The sequence below is a fragment of the Pseudomonas sp. MAG733B genome (genome assembly GCF_036884845.1).
Lineage (GTDB): Bacteria > Pseudomonadota > Gammaproteobacteria > Pseudomonadales > Pseudomonadaceae > Aquipseudomonas.
This window is the reverse complement of the sequence record NZ_CP145732.1, coordinates 4353501-4369965: the sequence shown is the minus strand read 5'-3', so window position 1 is coordinate 4369965 and position 16465 is coordinate 4353501. Positions and strand designations below refer to the sequence as shown.

Here is a 16465-nt window from a genome sequence, read left to right as displayed (position 1 = left end):
CGCCAAGGTAGTCTCGAGTGAGTTTTTCCAAAACTGAATAATTAAGAAGGCTCCGTTCATTTTTCGAGAAGACCTGCGGGCTCTACACCCCTTTGGTCGACGGTAGCAGGATAGTCAGGATCCCCAGCAGCGGGAGGAACGAGCACAGCGTGTACACGTATTCGATGCCGTGGATATCCGCCAGGTGCCCGAGCAACGCGGCGCCGATGCCGCCAAAACCGAACATCAGACCGAAGAATACACCCGCGATCATGCCAACGTTACCCGGCACCAGTTCCTGGGCGAAGACCACGATCGCGGAGAACGCCGAGGCGAGGATGAAGCCGATGATCATGCTCAGCACGCCGGTCCAGAACAGGTCGACATAGGGCAGGGCGAGGGTGAAGGGCGCAGCGCCGAGAATGGAAAACCAGATCACTTGCTTGCGACCGATCCGGTCGCCGATAGGGCCACCGAAGAACGTTCCGGCAGCGACGGCGCCAAGAAACAGGAACAGGTACAACTGCGAACTGGCGACCGACAGGTCGAACTTCTCGATCAGGTAGAAGGTGAAGTAACTGGTGAAACTGGCCATGTAGAAATACTTGGAGAACACCAGCATTGCCAGCACCACCAAGGCGAATGTCACCCGGCCTTTGGACAGACCGTGGGTGGCCTTGCTGCCTTGCTTGAGCTTGAACAGGTTCAGATGGTTGCGGTACCAGCGGCTCAGGCCGTACTGCACGAGAATGGCGAACACCGCGAACAGGCCGAACCAGGCGACGTGCCCCTGACCGTAGGGAATCACGATCGCCGCCGCGAGCAACGGGCCGAATGCGCTGCCGGCGTTACCACCGACCTGGAACGTCGACTGAGCAAAGCCATAGCGACCGCCTGAAGCCAGGCGTGCGACGCGGGATGTCTCGGGATGGAAAGTCGAGGAGCCAATGCCCACCAGCGCCGAAGCCAACAGAATCGCCGGGAAGCTGCCGACCATCGACAGCATGAGAATGCCGATCAGGGTGCAGACCATGCCGGCCGGCAACAGCCATGGCTTGGGATGACGATCGGTGTAGTAGCCGACCCACGGTTGCAGCAGCGAAGCGGTGAGCTGGAAGGTCAGGGTGATCAGGCCAACCTGGGTGAAAGTCAGGCCATAAGTGGCCTTGAGCATCGGGTAGATCGACGGCAGCACAGCCTGAATCAGGTCGTTGATCAGGTGCGCCAGGGCACAGGCGCCGATCACGCGCAGCACCAAGGGGCTGGCTTGACTGGCCACCGATGCGGTGGCGGCGGGGGAAGCGGTGGTGCTGATGGACATGGGCGGTCTTCCAGACAAAAACGCACAGCGGGGCGCCAAAAGCGCTACCCATTTTGGGGTTGAGCGCTATGCTAGGTTTCGCCGGATTGCCTGTCTCGCGCAATTCGGGAATCTACTATCGCAAAAAGGGCATGCTGTTGAAGCCGCTGGATGAATTCCTCAGAGAAATCGACGGGCGAGCCTGCGCAGTCAGCAGCAGCGCGACCGACTACCCCGAAAGCTGGGTGATCGAACCTCACTCCCACGAAGCGCATCAATTGATCTACGCGATCGAGGGCGTGATGGTCGTGCATTCAGGATTAAGCCAGTGGACCGTGCCGCCGAGCCGTGGCATCTGGATGCCGAGCGGGCACATTCACTCGATTCGCTGTGTGGGACCGTTGAAGATGCGCAGCGTGTTCGTACGGCCCGAGCCGTTTCCGGACCTGCCGAACGAACCTCGAGCAGTGAGCATTTCTGCGCTGCTGAGTGAGTTGATCAAGGTCTCTGTCAATGTGGCGCCGCCCTACGACCAAGACTCGCGCGAGGGCCGTGTCATGCGCCTGATCCTCGATGAACTGAGGATTCTGCCCACCTTGCCTTTGCACCTGCCTCAGCCGACGGATCAACGTATCAAAGCCATTTGTTCGGCCTTGCAGCGTGATCCCGGCGATGGATCGACCTTGGCGCACTGGAGCGCCCGGCTCCGCCTCGACGAGAAAACCATCCAGCGCTTGTTTCACAAGGAAACCGGAATGACTTTCGGCCAGTGGCGCCAGCAAGCGCGTTTGCTGCTGGCCCTGGAGCGCATCGCGGTCGGGGAGAAGATCATCGACATCGCCGGTGAGCTGGGCTACGACAGCCCCAGCGCATTCACGACCATGTTCAAGAAACAGTTCGGCAAGACGCCCAGTCATTTCTTCAAATGAGCAACGGATAATCCTGGGCCCCCGCAATACCCTGCGGGAGCGGGCTTGCCCGCGAAGAGGCCGACACATCCAACACACTTGTTGGCAGACAGACCGCTATTGCGAGCAGGCTCGCTCCCACAGGAACTGCGGTGTTAACGCTGTGCGGACTCAGGACTCAAAGGTGATCCGCATCGATCACAGCCTTGGCAAACGCCTTCGGGTCTTCCTGCGGCAGGTTGTGGCCAATGCCGCCGCTGATCAGGCGGAACTCATATTTGCCGGTAAAGCGCTTGGCGTAGTCGTCAGGGTTAGGGTGCGGTGCGCCGTTGGCGTCGCCTTCCATAGTAATGGTCGGCACGCTGATGGACGGCGCCGTCGCCAGTTTCTGTTCCAGGGCGTCATATTTGCTTTCGCCCTGTACCAGCCCCAGGCGCCAGCGGTAGTTGAACACGGTGATCTCGACATGATCTGGGTTGCTCAGCGCCTTGGCGCTGCGGTCGAAGGTGGCGTCGTCGAACGCCCATTTCGGCGATGCCAGTTGCCAGATCAGCTTGGCAAAGTCATGGGTGTTTTTCTCGTACCCGGCGCGGCCACGGTCGGTGGCGAAGTAGAACTGATACCACCACTGCAATTCAGCCTTTGGCGGTAGCGGGTTTTGGCCCGCCGCCTGGTTGCCGATCAGATATCCGCTGACCGAAACCAGCGCCTTGACCCGTTCCGGCCACAGTGCCGAGACAATGTCCGCCGAACGCGCGCCCCAGTCATAACCGCCGAGCACCGCTTGTTTGATTTTCAGAGCATCCATGAAGTCGATGACATCACTGGCCAGCGCGGCGGGTTGGCCGTTGCGAACGGTTTTGTCAGACAGGAAATGCGTGTCGCCATAACCGCGGGCATACGGCATCAGCACTCGGTAGCCCTTCGCCGCGAGCAAGGGCGCGACTTCGTCATAGCTGTGAATGTCGTACGGCCAGCCGTGCAGAAGAATCACCACCGGACCATCGGCCGGACCGGTTTCGGCGTACGCCACGTTCAGCAGTCCGGCGTTGACATGCTTCAACGGGCCGAACGGAGAAGGCGTCGTATACGTGGCAGCGGCACTGGTCGCGGCGGGTTGCGCGGCGGCGGTCGTTTGCGCCTGGGCGGTGCCGAGCACGCTGAACAGGGTGAGCGCGAGGATCGATGGGCCAACCAGGCGGCGGCGAGTATTGCCGGTGCGGTTGTTCTGCAGTGCCATCTTCATGGTGATGTCTCCGTTGCAAGCCATTGGCCAGGAGGTCTGGCTGATCTCCTTCAAACCTGGCAGGCATTTCAACTCGGTGACGTATCTGAGCTGTGTCCGTATCGACGGCCAGATGAAAGTCTGTGTATCGGGACGGGACCCGGATACGTTGTGATACACAGTTAGCGAGCGCAACACGTATCTTTATCCCGACGGGCAACTCCACAGCTGCATGAAAGGCTGGCTGTCGGTCGGCGGACCGAGCCACTCGCTCATGAAATGGCAGCGGTCATCGAAGCACAATTGGTAGTCACCTGCCTCGGGGGTTCGTCCCAATCGCAGGGGTTGCTGCGCAGGCAGCATGCGGCGGTAGTGCCAACTGCCGTTTTCCAGTCGAGCGTCTTCCGGGATCTCCATTCCCGCACCATTGCCGCGGACTCGTGCCTCTCCCAGCACCAGGCCTTGTTGAGTGACGCGGTAATCCTCCTCCCAGCGGATCTTTTCGATGGTGTGGTTCCATGCCAGCGTGAAGTCCGAAACCGGCAGCTGGGCCCAGACCACACCGGCCAGGCCCAGGCACAAGCCGATCATGCGTTGGCCACCCCGGCCAGTCTGGATCTCCAGACGTGCTGGACAATGACCAGTATCCCGAGTGCGAAGCCGAACTCATCGGTCAACGGCAACGCAACAATCAACAATGCACCGGCGCCAAAACTCAACAGGCGCTCCCAGATGGCCATTTTCTGTTGCAGGTAACCGGTAGACGCCATTCCCCAGAGGCCGACCGCCAGCAGGGTCTTGATCAGCATGTAGGCGGTCATCCACAAGTTGCCGCCTTGCAGCATCAGCGCCGGGTTATAGACCGCCATGAACGGGATGACGAAGCCGGCCAGCGCAATGCGTACCGCCCACAGACTGATCTTGAATCCGCTCTCCTTGGCGATCGGTGCCGCGGCAAAGCAGGCAAGGGCGACCGGTGGCGTCAGGTCGGCGAGGATGCCGAAATAGAACACGAACATGTGCGACACGATCAGTGGCACGCCCAGTTCCAACAGGGCCGGGGCGGCGATCGAACTGGTGATGATGTAGTTGGGGATGGTTGGAATGCCCATGCCCAGCACCAGGCACGTAAGCATCGTCAATATCAGTGACAGCAGCAGGTTGTCCCGACCGATGGCCAGAATATACCCGGCAAACGTCGAAGCGACCCCCGTGAGTGACACCACGCCGATGATCACGCCCACCAGTGCACAAGCGATGCCCACCGGTACTGCATGGCGTGCACCTTCGACCAGCGCATGCAGGCAGATGATCAGCGTTTCCCGGCCGCCCTTGATGAACCCGCATATCACCATCAGCACCGCTATGACTGCAAAAATCACGGCGATGCCCAACTGGAAAAAACCAGTGCACAAGACGCCAAGCGCGATCCAGAACGCGCAACGCAGGCCGAAGCCTTGCACCCTGAAAATGATCGCCGAACCGAGTATCACAATGGCGGTCAGTGCCAGGCCGACCATGCCGGAGAACAGTGGGGTGCGCCCGGAAAACAGCAGGTAAACCAGCACCAGCAGGGGAATCAACAGGTACCAGTTTTCCTTTACGGCGCCCAAAGCGCTGGGGCATTGGTCTTTGGGCAAGCCCTTGAGGTTGGAGCGCTTGGCCTCCAGATGAACCATCCAGAACACCGAACCGAAGTAGAGGATGGCGGGGATCAACGCCGCCTTGGCGATTTCCACGAACGGCACGTTGATGGTTTCGGCCATGATGAAGGCAACGGCGCCCATTACCGGAGGCATTATCTGGCTGCCCATGCTCGAAGTGGCCTCGACCCCGCCGGCAAACGCGGCCCGGTAGCCAAAGCGCTTCATCAGCGGAATGGTGAATTGTCCCGTGGTCACGACGTTGGCAATCCCGGAGCCGGTGATGGTCCCCATCAGCGCCGACGAAGCCACGGCCACCTTCGCCGGGCCGCCGAGCTTGTGCCCGAACAATCCCATGGCGAAGTCGGTAAACAGCTTGATCATGCCGGCCTGTTCAAGAAAGGCGCCGAACAGGATGAACAGAAAAATGTAGGTCGCCGAAACGTAGGTCGGCGTCCCGTACAGCCCTTCGGTTCCAAAAGACAGTTGATTGATGATTTGGTCGAAGCCATAGCCGCGATGGGCCAGGTCGCCCGGTAGATATTCGCCGAACAATCCATAGGCCAGGAACAGGCCGCAGATGATTGGCAGTGCAATGCCCATCACGCGTCGGGCGGCTTCGAAGACCAGGACGATCAGCAGGACACCTGTTACCGTGTCTGCTGTCGTCAAGTCGCCGGAGCGCTGGATCAGGTCAGCTTCGAACACCCATTGATACAACGCGGTGACGATGCCTGCCAGGCTGAGCAGCCAGGCCAGCGGTTGCCAGGGACGAGCCTTGCCGTGAGCGGGGTAACTCAGAAAGACCACCCAGAGCAAAAAACCTACGTGTACCGCACGTAGCACCTGGCTGGAGATGGGTGAAAAGGCCGCGGTGACGATTTGAAAAATCGAAAACAGCAACGCTACGTAAAACAAGGTTTTTGGCCAGTCCCGCGGATTCGCGGAAATGCCGTGATGTTCATCACTCATTGGCTGCCTGCCTCATGACCACACTGGATAGAATTTATGGCGCAGTGGCGGGCCCACTGCGCCTCGTGCGGTTACAGCGCGCCTTTTTCCTTGTAGTAGCGTTCGGCGCCCGGATGCAGCGCGATCGGCAGGTTTTTGGCGGCGCTTTCCAGTTTGATGTCCTTGGCTGCCGAATGTGAGTTACCCAAGCGCGTCAGGTTATCGAACAACAATTTGGTCATCTCATAGGCGACTTCATCGGGCACATCGGCGCGGGTGACCAGAATGTTGGTGATTGCCACCGTCGGCACTGCGTCGGCCTGCCCGTCATAGGTGTTGGCCGGAATCATTGCACTCTGGTAGGCCGGGTTGCCGATTTTTGCGACCACATCGGTCGGGATGGCGATGTAGTTCAATGCCATGACCGAGGACAGGTCGCGAATGGCTGCCATGCCCAATCCGGAAGATTGCAGCGTCGCATCCAGTTGCCGGTTCTTGATCAGTTCGACCGATTCGGCAAAGGGCAGGTATTGCACTTTGCCCATGTCCTCGTAGGTCAAGCCCGCCGCTTTGAAGATCGCTCGTGCGTTCAGCTCGGTGCCCGACTTGGGTGCTCCGACCGAGATGGTTTTGCCTTTGAGATCCGCCAGGGTCTTGATGCCCGATTCCTTGCTGGCCACGATCTGGATGTAATTGGGATAGGCACCGCCAATGGCACGCAATTTGGTCAGCGGCGCTTTGAAACCGGCGTCTTCCACACCGTTTTTGGCATCGGCAACCGAGTCACCCAGTGCCAGCGCCAGTTCGCCTCGACCGGCTTGCAACAGATTCAGGTTTTCCACCGAAGCCTTGGTGGCCTGGACTGAAGTCTTCGCGCCCGGGATGCCATCGCTGTAAATCTGCGACAAGCCAACACCAATCGGGTAGTAAACCCCGCTGGTCCCACCGGTCAGGATGTTGATGAACACCGGCGCTGCCTGGGCGGCGGTGGTAAATGCCAGCGTGGCGGCGGCCAACAGGGCAAAGCGTTTTGTCACTCGCATGGGGAACCTCTCCGTCTTGTTATGGCTTTATGCAGAGTGATTCCACTGTAGTAGATCGCAGCGCAGAGCGTGGCGCGCGAGACGTCAATTCATGCCCAGCCAGTTCGGCAGCACCAGGGAGATCCACGGCACGTAGGTGATCAGCACCAGGAACAGCAGCAAAATCGTCAACCAGGGCATGGCCGCTTTGACCGTTGCCGGTAAAGACATGCCCGTCACCGCAGAGGTGACAAACAGGTTAAGGCCCACCGGTGGCGTGATCAGGCCGATCTCGAGGTTGACCACCATGATGATGCCGAGGTGAATCGGGTCGATACCCAGCTTCATGGCAATGGGGAAAAGGATCGGGGCCAGGATCAGGATGATTGCAGACGGCTCCATGAACGCACCGGCAATCAGCAGCACAATGTTGACCACCAGCAGGAAAGTCACGGGCGTCAGGCCTGCGTCAATCACCCAGGCAGTAATCTGTTGCGGGAGCTGTTCGGTGGTCAGGACGTGGGCGAACAGCATGGCGTTGGCAATGATGAACATCAGCATGATGCTCAGCTTGGCGGATTCCAGCAGGACTTTTGGCGTTTCACGAAACGTCAGGTCCTTGTAGACGAACAAGGCGATGAACGCCGAGTAGACGGCCGCCACAGCAGCCGCCTCGGTCGGGGTGAACATCCCGGAATAGATGCCACCCAGGATGATGACCATCAGCAGCAGGCCCCATATTGCCTGGCGCGCGGTTCCCATCAATTCCCGAAATGTTGCACGCGGCAAGGCGGGCAGGTTCTTCTTGATGGCGACGATGTAGATCGCCACCATCAGTGCAGTGCCCAGCAACAGACCTGGCACCACACCGGCCATGAACAGCTTGCCCACGGAGGTTTCGGTGGCGGCGGCGTAGACCACCATCACGATCGACGGCGGGATCAGGATGCCCAGAGTCCCGGCGTTGCAGATGATCCCTGCGCCAAAGGCTTGCGGATAACCTGAGCGGACCATGCCGGCAATGGCAATCGAGCCCACCGCAGCCACCGTCGCGGGGCTTGAACCGGAAAGCGCGGCAAACAACATGCACGCCAATACGGCAGCGATGGCCAGGCCGCCGCGAATATGACCGACACAGGCATTGGCAAAGTCGATCAGCCGGCGCGCAACGCCACCGGTGGTCATGAAGGCTCCGGCGAGCAGGAAAAACGGGATCGCCAGCAGCGTGTAATGCTCCGACGTCTCGAACAGTTTGATCGCCAGGGAGCGCACGGAATCCGGGCTGAAAAAAATGATGGTCAGCGAGCCGGCCAGCCCCAGGGAAATGGCGATGGGAACACCGATGAACATCAGGACGAACAGGGCCACGAACAGGAAGGCGATGGTCATGGCTTGTCATCCTCTTGTTCAGTCAGTTTCAGGGCATCGGCGGCTTCGTCGGCCAGGCCTAGGCCGGTCTGGCGGTTGCGCAGGATGCGCACGAGAATTTCGGCGAAGCGAATGAAGACCAGGGCAAACCCCAGGGGGACGATCAACCCGATGTGCCATTGCATGATGCCGAAGTGGCCCAGGTCTTCAGCGCCGATGCCCGCATTCATCAGGGTCTGAATCCATTCGAAGCTGGCAACGCTGAGCAGTCCTGCGTACGCCAGGCAGCACAGGCAGGCGACGATGCCGATGTATTTCTGCACCGATCGGCTGGCTAGCCTGACCAGTGCATCAACGCCGATATGCCCGGCCGTGCGCACGCCGTAAGCCAGGCCGAAAAAAATCAGCCAGCCAAACAGGGCTTTGGTCAGTGCGGTACTCCAGGTCATGGCCTGAGCCATACCCATGATCCCGTCGCCGACGGCGAACAACGGGGCGCTCGCACCCTCCCAGCGCTCGGCCAGCCAATAGAAGAGGCTGTAGAGATTGTTGAGAATGACGTAGACGAAGGTGACCAGCGTCATGGCCGCCAGAAGGAAGACAATAAACCCCTCCTCGAAGTGCTCCCAGATCCGCCGAAGTGCTCTCATGGATGGCATCCCCTGTCGAGTGATGATCGGCAGGCACCGCCGCAGCAGTACCTGCCCGGCGATCATTGAGCCTTGTTGGAGGCTTCGGCTGCGGAGATCAGATCAGGACCGATATCAACTTCAAACATCTTCCAGACCGGCTTCATCGCGTCTCGCCATTGATTACGCTCCTCGGGCGTCAGGGTGATGATTTCGGTGGTTTTGGCCGCAATGATCCGTTCTTTGTCACCCTGGTTCAGTTGCTCCGCTTGCTTGTTCACCTGGGCGGTGACTTCAACGACAATCTTGTCCAGCTCACTGCGCACATCCGGTGGCAAACCGTTCCAGAACTTGGTGTTGGTGATCAGCATGTAGTCCAGTACACCGTGGTTGGATTCAGTGATGAACTTCTGCACTTCGTGCATTTTCTGGCTGTAGATGTTCGAGTAGGGGTTCTCCGCACCGTTGACCACACCGGTCTGCAAACCCTGATACACCTCGGCGAAGCTCATTTTGCGCGGGTTGGCGCGCACGGCCTTGAATTGTTCCTCAAGTACGGCCGACGCTTGCACCCGGAACTTCAGGCCACGGGCATCGGCGGGCACGCGCAGTGCCTTGTTGGCCGACAGTTGCTTCATCCCGTTGTGCCAATAGGCCAGGCCGGTGATGTTTTTGCTTTCCATGGACTTGAGCAGCTCTTGGCCTTGCGGGCTCAGCTGGAAGCGGTTGACTGCGTCGATATTGTCAAAAAGGAAGGGCAGGTCGAACAGTTGCACGGACTTTGTGTACTGCTCGAACTTGGCCAGTGACGGTGCAATCAACTGCACATCGCCCAGCAGCAGGGCTTCCATCTCCTTGCCGTCACCAAACAATGAGGAGTTTGGGTAGACCTCGACCTTGACCTTGCCGGGCAGGCGTTCCTCCACCAGTTTCTTGAACAGCAACGCCCCTTGGCCTTTGGGCGTCTGTTCGGCTACCACATGTGAGAACTTGATGATCACCGGATCGGCTGCCATGACACTGGTGATGGTGCTCAGGGCGAGGGTGCAGGCGAACGCTTTGCAGATGGACTTGAACATCTGGGGGGATTCCTCTTGTTTTAATTGTTCGTACGGTTCCGTGCTTTAACGCTTGTTCGTACGACGGACAGGAGCAAGTCTAGGCAGAAAATTGCGATTTGCAGGGGAGGGTTGAAGCGGGTTGAAAAAGTGCGGGCAAAACGCCGGGTCGGGCAAGGCCTCAACGCCGGCGTTGTGATGAAGGTGATAGGTGCAGGTGTCGCAAATCGACCCTTGTGATCCTCAGCGAAACGCTGGCACCACATGTTTGATGAACAGCTCCAGGGATTTTTTCTTTTCCGCATGGGGCAGGCTGTTATCGCACCAGAAACTGAACTCGTCGACGCCCAGTTCCTGGTAGTACTTGATGCGCGGAATGATCTCTTCCGGAGTGCCGATCATCGCGGTCTTGTGCAGGCTTTCCAGTTCGAACTCCGGACGGCCGGCGAATTTCTCTTCCGGACTCGGCGCGAGGAAGCCGTCGACCGGGGTTACCTTGTTGCCGAACCAGGCATCGAACGTGCGATAGAACTTCGAGATCGCCTTGGCGCCGACTTGCCAGCCTTCTGGATCGTCAGCAGTGTGCACGTGGGTATGACGCAGCACCATCAATTGCGGGCGCGGCACGTCCGGGTTGTTGTCCAGTGCGGCCTGGAATTTGTTCTTCAGGTCGAGGACTTCTTCGTCGCCCTTCATCAGCGGTGTGACCATGACGTTGCAGCCGTTGGCCACGGCAAAGTTGTGCGAGTCCGGGTCGCGTGCGGCGATCCACATCGGCGGGTTCGGCTTCTGGATTGGCTTGGGTACGCTGGTGGACGTCGGGAATTTCCAGATGTCGCCGTCATGGGCGTAGTCGCCTTGCCACAGTGCGCGCACCACCGGGACCATTTCCCGCAGCGCCTGGCCGCCGCTCGATGCGGGCATGCCACCGGCCATGCGGTCGAATTCGACCTGATAAGCGCCCCGCGCCAGACCGACTTCCATGCGCCCGTTGCTGATCACGTCGAGCAACGCGCATTCACCCGCCACCCGGATCGGATGCCAGAACGGCGCGATGATGGTGCCGGCGCCGAGGTGAATGGTGGTGGTCTTGCCCGCGAGGTAGGCCAGCAGTGGCATCGGGCTTGGCGAGATGGTGTATTCCATCGCGTGGTGTTCGCCGATCCACACGGTGCTGAAACCGCCGGCCTCGGCCATCAGGGTCAGTTCGGTCAAGTCTTCGAACAACTGACGGTGGCTGACGCTTTCGTCCCAACGTTCCATGTGTACGAACAGGGAAAATTTCATGACGCTTTCCTCGGATCTTTTGTTGTTGGCCCGTCGACAGCGGGTCTGTTGATTATTGGAATACCTTATTAAGTATCAGGTCAGGCGAGAACCGGCAGCGCGCCCATCTTGCCGTGGCAGTACACCAGTGGTCCGGCGTTGTGCTGGGGGACGATCAGATTCTTCACGGCGCCGACCATGATGGCGTGGTCGCCGCCTTCATATTCGCGCCACAGTTCGCATTCGATGACCGCCGTGGCGTTGGCCAGGATCGGGTTGCCCAACTCGCTCAACGTCCACTCGATCCCTTGCGCCTTGTCTTTGCCTTTGCGTGCGAAGGCATAGGCTTCGCTCTGCTGGCCGCCGGACAGCACATGAATGGCAAAGCGTTTGTTCTTGATCAGGACCGGGTAGGAATCGGAGTTGTAGTTGGGGCAGAACAGCACCAGTGCCGGGTCCATGGACAACGAACTGAAGGCGCTGGCGGTGAGGCCGACGATCTGGCCGTCGTCATCGAGCGTGGTGATCACGGTTACGCCGGACGGGAACGAACCCATGACTTGTTTGTAGACGGCGGCATCGATCATTGGTCTGTCCTCGGGTGGTGTGACGCGATTCTTATGTGTTTGTAGGTCTGATGGTATACCGTAATACATCGTTTGCAAGATCTTTTTTGATGGACCGATAAACGTAAGGGTTTCGTCGGAAACTCAATGTAGACGGGGCTTTCAGCTATTCAGCGGTGACAGGCACCAGGCAGGATGGCGTATCAGATGGGCTTCCACACAGCGGATCAGTCTTGTGAAAATGTTGGAATACCATAATATGGTTTGCATCTGAGGGGCGGCCAGAGAGTCCCCCCGGTTTGGCTTCATACAAAGATAAGAACAGACAAACTCGAGTTCATGCATATGTCCCAGATGTCCCGGCAAGACCCGTTGATCGAGAATCACACAGTCGACTACGTTCCCCTCGCAGAGCGCCACGGGAAGGCCCGCGATCTTTTCACCTTATGGTTCAGCACCAACATCGCGCCACTGCCTATCGTCACCGGCGCCATGGTGGTTCAGGTGTTCCATCTCGATCTGTTCTGGGGTTTGCTGGCGATTGCCCTGGGGCATATGGTCGGCGGACTGGTGATTGCCCTCGCGTCGGCCCAGGGGCCACGCATGGGGATTCCGCAAATGGTCCAGAGTCGCGGCCAGTTCGGTCGTTATGGCGCGCTGTTGATCGTGTTCTTCGCCGCGCTGATCTACATCGGCTTCTTCATTTCAAACATCGTGCTGGCGGGTAAATCGATCGTCGGTATCGCACCTTCAGTGCCAGTGCCGGCCAGCATCCTGATCGGCGCCCTCAGCGCCACCGCGATCGGCGTGATCGGCTACCGCTTCATTCACACGCTCAACCGCATCGGCACCTGGGTCATGGGCAGTGCGTTGCTCGCCGGGTTCCTCTACATCTTCGCCCATGATCTGCCGGCGGATTTCTTCACCCGCGGCGGTTTCAACCTGTCCGGCTGGCTGGCCACGGTGTCGCTGGGGATCATCTGGCAGATCAGCTTTTCGCCTTATGTCTCGGATTATTCGCGTTACTTGCCAGCCGATATCGGCATTACCCGTCCGTTCTTCGCGACTTATTTGGGCGCGACCCTGGGCACGATCCTGTCGTTCACCTTCGGTGCGGTGGCCGTTCTCGCGACCCCGGAAGGCACCGAAGCGATGGCGGCGGTGAAGCAGTCCACCGGTTGGCTGGGACCGATTTTGATGGTGCTGTTTCTGCTCAACATCATCAGCCACAACGCCTTGAATCTGTATGGTGCGGTGCTGTCGATCATCACCTCGTTCCAGACCTTTGCGAGTCAATGGACGCCGAGCATCAAGGTGCGTGTGGTGCTATCGAGCGTGGTGCTGGCGGGCTGCTGTGTGGTGGCGTTGGGCGCGTCGGCGGATTTCATCTCGCAGTTCATCGGCCTGATTCTGGCGCTGTTGCTGGTGTTGGTGCCGTGGGCGTCGATCAACCTGATCGATTTCTATGTGATCAAACGCGGCCACTACGACATCGCCTCGATCTTCAGCGCGGACGGCGGGATCTACGGACGCTTCAACCTGCATGCGATCGTCGCGTATTTCATCGGCATCATCGTGCAGCTGCCGTTCGCCAACACCTCGTTGTATGTCGGGCCGTACGCCAATCTGGTCGAAGGCGCGGACCTTTCCTGGCTGGTGGGGTTGGTGGTGACTTGTCCGTTGTATTACTGCCTGGCGACGCGGGGGCAGGGGCGGGAAAAGCGGGCGGCGAAACTGGGTTTCACCGACTAGCACAACTCGTTGTGTGTTTACTGAAATGCCCGGCACTTTGTCCGGACATTTTTGTTTGCTGGTACGCGTAGGTGAATTCTTAGGGCGATCGCGGAATTTTCTGACGCTTTTTTAGGGTTGGCGGTCGGAAATGCGGCGTTTAGGATTTGGCTTTTCTGAAGTAACCATGCCATATCCAGCGGGCTGTACTTCATCCAGGCAACAACGACAACGAGCCACATACCGAATAGACTCCAACACATTGATTCCGGAGGTCACCATGAGCGCCGAACGTTCCCCCATCGTTTCCGAGTTTGAAACCGAAGAACAGGCCGCCAGCTATGACCGTTGGTTCCGTGCCAAGGTACAGGCTTCACTGGATGATCCGCGTCCAAATGTTCCGCACGATCAAGTGATGGCTGAAATGCGAGCCCTGATCGAATCGAAGCGCAAAAAACGGGATGCTGGTTGAGTGGCGGCCCGAAGCAAGGGCTGAACTTTGGCAAATCCTTAATTATATTGGCGATCGTCACGTTGTAGCGGCCAGCGACCTGGGGCAGGCCATCGAGATGGTTACATCGGTTCTCCCAGAACACCCCTATCTGTATCGATTCGGTCGAGTGCCCGGTACTCGAGAAATTGTTGTGCACCCCAACTACCTGGTGGTCTATCGAGTGACGGACCGAATAGAGATCGTGAGTGTGTTGCATGCTCGCCAGGAATATCCCCTAACTTGAACTCCTCAGGAGTCGAGCACGCATCGAAGCCTCATCATTTTATTGTTGGAAGCGTTGTGCGCAATAAGCAGTAACAGGGCTGCTTTTGGCATCGGCTGTCCGGACTAAAACGCGCTTTTGTCTCTGAAACATTGCCTGCGTGAAAATCATCGTGTATTTTTTCATGAAATTAAAACTATAAAATTTCATGGAGCCGGAATGTTTCAGCAATCCACGCAGCATGTCGCCAGCTATTACGCCCATACCTGCGCCGATCGCCTGGTCAATCGGCCGGCACTGGAAGGCGAGCAGGACACTGAAGTGCTGATCATCGGCGCCGGCTTCAGCGGTTTGCACACGGCACTGCGCCTGGCGCTGGCCGGCAAGCGCGTGACACTGCTGGAAGCCAGTCGGGTGGCGTGGGCGGCTTCGGGGCGTAACGGCGGGCAGGCCATTCTGGGTTGGTCCTGTGACATGCCGCCGCTGGAAGCTGCACTGGGTTATGAGCGCGCGCGGCGGTTGTGGGACGGTATGCGTTGGGCGGCGCGGGAGTTACGTGAACTGCCTGCGCGTCATGGTTTCGATTGCGACTATCGATCTGGTCACCTCTGGACGTCTGTGATGCCGCGACGGGTCAGCCTGCTGACGGAATGGCAACACGAGGCCAGCCACAAATGGGGTCACGACGCTTTGCAGTTCATCCCGTGCGAGCAACTGCCGGAGTGGGTCGCCAGTGAGCGTTATCAGGCAGGGTTGTTCGATCCTGAAGGCGGGCACTTGAATCCGCTGAAACTGGCGCTCGGTCTGGCCGCCGCGATTGAGCGGGCCGGGGGCGTGATTCATGAACAAAGCAAAGCGCTGAATTATCACGAGGACGCCAACGGCTACGTGGTCACCACTGAACGCGGTCGCATTCGCGCCGACGTGTTGGTGCTGGCGTGCAACGCTTACCTTGATCGGCTCGACCCGCAGCTATCGAGTTGCGTGTTGCCGGTTGGCACTTATCAGGTGTCCACCGCGCCGCTTTCCGAAGCGCAGGCCACTGCGCTGTTACCGAGCAATGTGTGCGTCACCGACAACCAGTTCGTGCTCGATTATTTCCGCCGCACGCCGGACAACCGGCTGCTGTTCGGCGGTGGCTGCACTTATCTGGGCGGGATGCCGAAGGACATCGCTGGCGCAACCCGGCCGTGCCTGGAACGGGTGTTTCCCCAATTGAAAGGCGTCGAGTTGGAGTTCGCCTGGGGCGGTCACATCGACCTGACCCTCAAGCGCACGCCGGACATCGGTCGACGTGGCGATTTGTATTGGCTACAGGGCTATTCCGGTCACGGCGTACTGCCAACCCTTGCCGGGGCGCGGGCAGTCGGCGATGCGATTCTCGGTCAGCCGGATGAATTGGCGTTGTACCAAGGGTTGAACAACGGCAGTTTTCCCGGCGGCAAGTACATGGCGGCGCCACTGGAAGCCATCGGCAAAGCCTGGTATCGGCTGCGCGACAGCATTTGAAGCAGTAATTTCTGGAAGCCTTTAGATGGACATGCAAGAAGAGATTTCGGCGCTGGCGATCCTGATCCAGGACCTGCGCAAGCACAAGAAATACACCCTCAAGGAACTGGCGGACAAAATCGGCCGGTCCGTGGGGTTCCTGTCGCAGGTTGAGCGCGGTTTGTCCCGCCCGACGGTGGCGGATTTGACCGCCATCAGCGAAACCCTCGGCGTGCCGACCACCTACTTCTACAGCCTGCCCAAACCCAAGGCCCTGCCGTGGGTGACTCGCCCCGACGAGCGCCGCACGCTGTACTACGCCGACGGCATCACCGACATCATGGTCTCGCCGAAAATGCGCGCGACTTTTTCCATGCTCGAAAGTCAGCTCGAACCGGGCGCCAGCAGTGGCGACCGGCACATGAAAGACAGCTCGGAGCAGGGCGGCTATGTCCTCGAAGGGGAATTGACGCTGTGGCTGGATGACGATGAGCCGGTGACCCTGCGTGCCGGCGACAGCTTTCAACTGGCCAGTCATGCCCATTGCCGCTACGGCAATCTGTCCGATCAACTCACCCGCGTGCTTTGGGTTTACACCTGATAAAAACAACAAGG

The 16465-nt window shown here is 59.0% G+C and carries 16 protein-coding genes; 6 read left to right on the top strand and 10 right to left on the bottom strand.

Annotation, left to right across the window (positions count from 1 at the left end; translation table 11 throughout):
• Positions 1-82: 82 nt before the first annotated feature.
• Complete coding sequence (locus V6Z53_RS19905) at positions 83-1300, bottom strand: MFS transporter (protein ID WP_338581316.1); 1218 nt, start codon at positions 1298-1300, stop codon at positions 83-85.
• A gap of 86 nt (positions 1301-1386) precedes the next feature.
• On the opposite strand from V6Z53_RS19905, the gene V6Z53_RS19900 reads away from it, so the two are divergent.
• Entirely contained in the window at positions 1387-2208 is an 822-nt protein-coding gene (locus V6Z53_RS19900) for a helix-turn-helix transcriptional regulator (RefSeq protein WP_338586534.1), read from the top strand.
• A gap of 157 nt (positions 2209-2365) precedes the next feature.
• Here V6Z53_RS19900 and V6Z53_RS19895 read toward each other — a convergent pair whose 3' ends face one another.
• The 9 genes from V6Z53_RS19895 to V6Z53_RS19855 all read right to left on the bottom strand — a co-directional run bounded on the left by V6Z53_RS19895 (position 2366) and on the right by V6Z53_RS19855 (position 11936).
• Positions 2366-3433 (bottom strand): alpha/beta hydrolase, encoded by a 1068-nt coding sequence (locus V6Z53_RS19895; RefSeq protein ID WP_338581314.1) that lies wholly within the window; start codon positions 3431-3433, stop codon positions 2366-2368.
• Between the two features lie 183 nt (positions 3434-3616).
• Positions 3617-4003, bottom strand: a complete 387-nt coding sequence (locus tag V6Z53_RS19890) for a DUF1850 domain-containing protein (RefSeq protein ID WP_338581313.1) — start codon at positions 4001-4003, stop codon at positions 3617-3619.
• Entirely contained in the window at positions 4000-6027 is a 2028-nt protein-coding gene (locus tag V6Z53_RS19885) for a TRAP transporter permease (RefSeq protein ID WP_338581312.1), read from the bottom strand. Before V6Z53_RS19885 ends, V6Z53_RS19890 begins: the two co-directional genes overlap by 4 nt.
• A gap of 71 nt (positions 6028-6098) precedes the next feature.
• On the bottom strand, positions 6099-7049 hold the full coding sequence (locus V6Z53_RS19880; protein WP_338581311.1) for a TAXI family TRAP transporter solute-binding subunit: 951 nt from the start codon (positions 7047-7049) through the stop codon (positions 6099-6101).
• A gap of 84 nt (positions 7050-7133) precedes the next feature.
• Positions 7134-8417 carry a C4-dicarboxylate TRAP transporter large permease protein DctM gene (dctM, locus tag V6Z53_RS19875; protein WP_338581310.1) on the bottom strand — a complete coding sequence of 428 codons (1284 nt, stop codon included), beginning with the start codon at positions 8415-8417 and terminating at the stop codon, positions 7134-7136.
• Complete coding sequence (locus V6Z53_RS19870; protein WP_338581309.1) at positions 8414-9046, bottom strand: TRAP transporter small permease; 633 nt, start codon at positions 9044-9046, stop codon at positions 8414-8416. The genes dctM and V6Z53_RS19870 overlap by 4 nt, the downstream gene beginning before the upstream one ends.
• A gap of 62 nt (positions 9047-9108) precedes the next feature.
• Positions 9109-10041 carry a C4-dicarboxylate TRAP substrate-binding protein DctP gene (gene dctP, locus V6Z53_RS19865; RefSeq protein ID WP_338586533.1) on the bottom strand — a complete coding sequence of 311 codons (933 nt, stop codon included), beginning with the start codon at positions 10039-10041 and terminating at the stop codon, positions 9109-9111.
• Between the two features lie 285 nt (positions 10042-10326).
• On the bottom strand, positions 10327-11370 hold the full coding sequence (locus V6Z53_RS19860; RefSeq protein ID WP_338581308.1) for an LLM class flavin-dependent oxidoreductase: 1044 nt from the start codon (positions 11368-11370) through the stop codon (positions 10327-10329).
• Between the two features lie 80 nt (positions 11371-11450).
• The gene (locus tag V6Z53_RS19855) at positions 11451-11936 is read right to left on the bottom strand and encodes a flavin reductase family protein (RefSeq protein WP_338581307.1); all 486 of its coding nucleotides are present in this window, start codon (positions 11934-11936) and stop codon (positions 11451-11453) included.
• Positions 11937-12260: 324 nt separating this feature from the next.
• Between V6Z53_RS19855 and V6Z53_RS19850 the strand changes: the two genes are divergently transcribed.
• From V6Z53_RS19850 to V6Z53_RS19830, 5 genes are all read left to right on the top strand, one after another.
• Positions 12261-13667 (top strand): cytosine permease, encoded by a 1407-nt coding sequence (locus V6Z53_RS19850; protein ID WP_338581306.1) that lies wholly within the window; start codon positions 12261-12263, stop codon positions 13665-13667.
• Positions 13668-13926: 259 nt separating this feature from the next.
• On the top strand, positions 13927-14118 hold the full coding sequence (locus V6Z53_RS19845; RefSeq protein WP_338581305.1) for an antitoxin: 192 nt from the start codon (positions 13927-13929) through the stop codon (positions 14116-14118).
• Positions 14108-14383, top strand: coding sequence for a type II toxin-antitoxin system RelE/ParE family toxin (locus V6Z53_RS19840; RefSeq protein ID WP_338581304.1), 276 nt, complete (start codon positions 14108-14110; stop codon positions 14381-14383). Before V6Z53_RS19845 ends, V6Z53_RS19840 begins: the two co-directional genes overlap by 11 nt.
• A 198-nt stretch (positions 14384-14581) precedes the next feature.
• Positions 14582-15871, top strand: a complete 1290-nt coding sequence (locus V6Z53_RS19835) for an FAD-binding oxidoreductase (RefSeq protein WP_338581303.1) — start codon at positions 14582-14584, stop codon at positions 15869-15871.
• A 25-nt stretch (positions 15872-15896) separates the two neighbouring features.
• A complete protein-coding gene (locus V6Z53_RS19830) occupies positions 15897-16451 on the top strand; it encodes an XRE family transcriptional regulator (protein ID WP_338581302.1) in 555 nt (184 codons plus the stop codon).
• Positions 16452-16465: the final 14 nt, after the last annotated feature.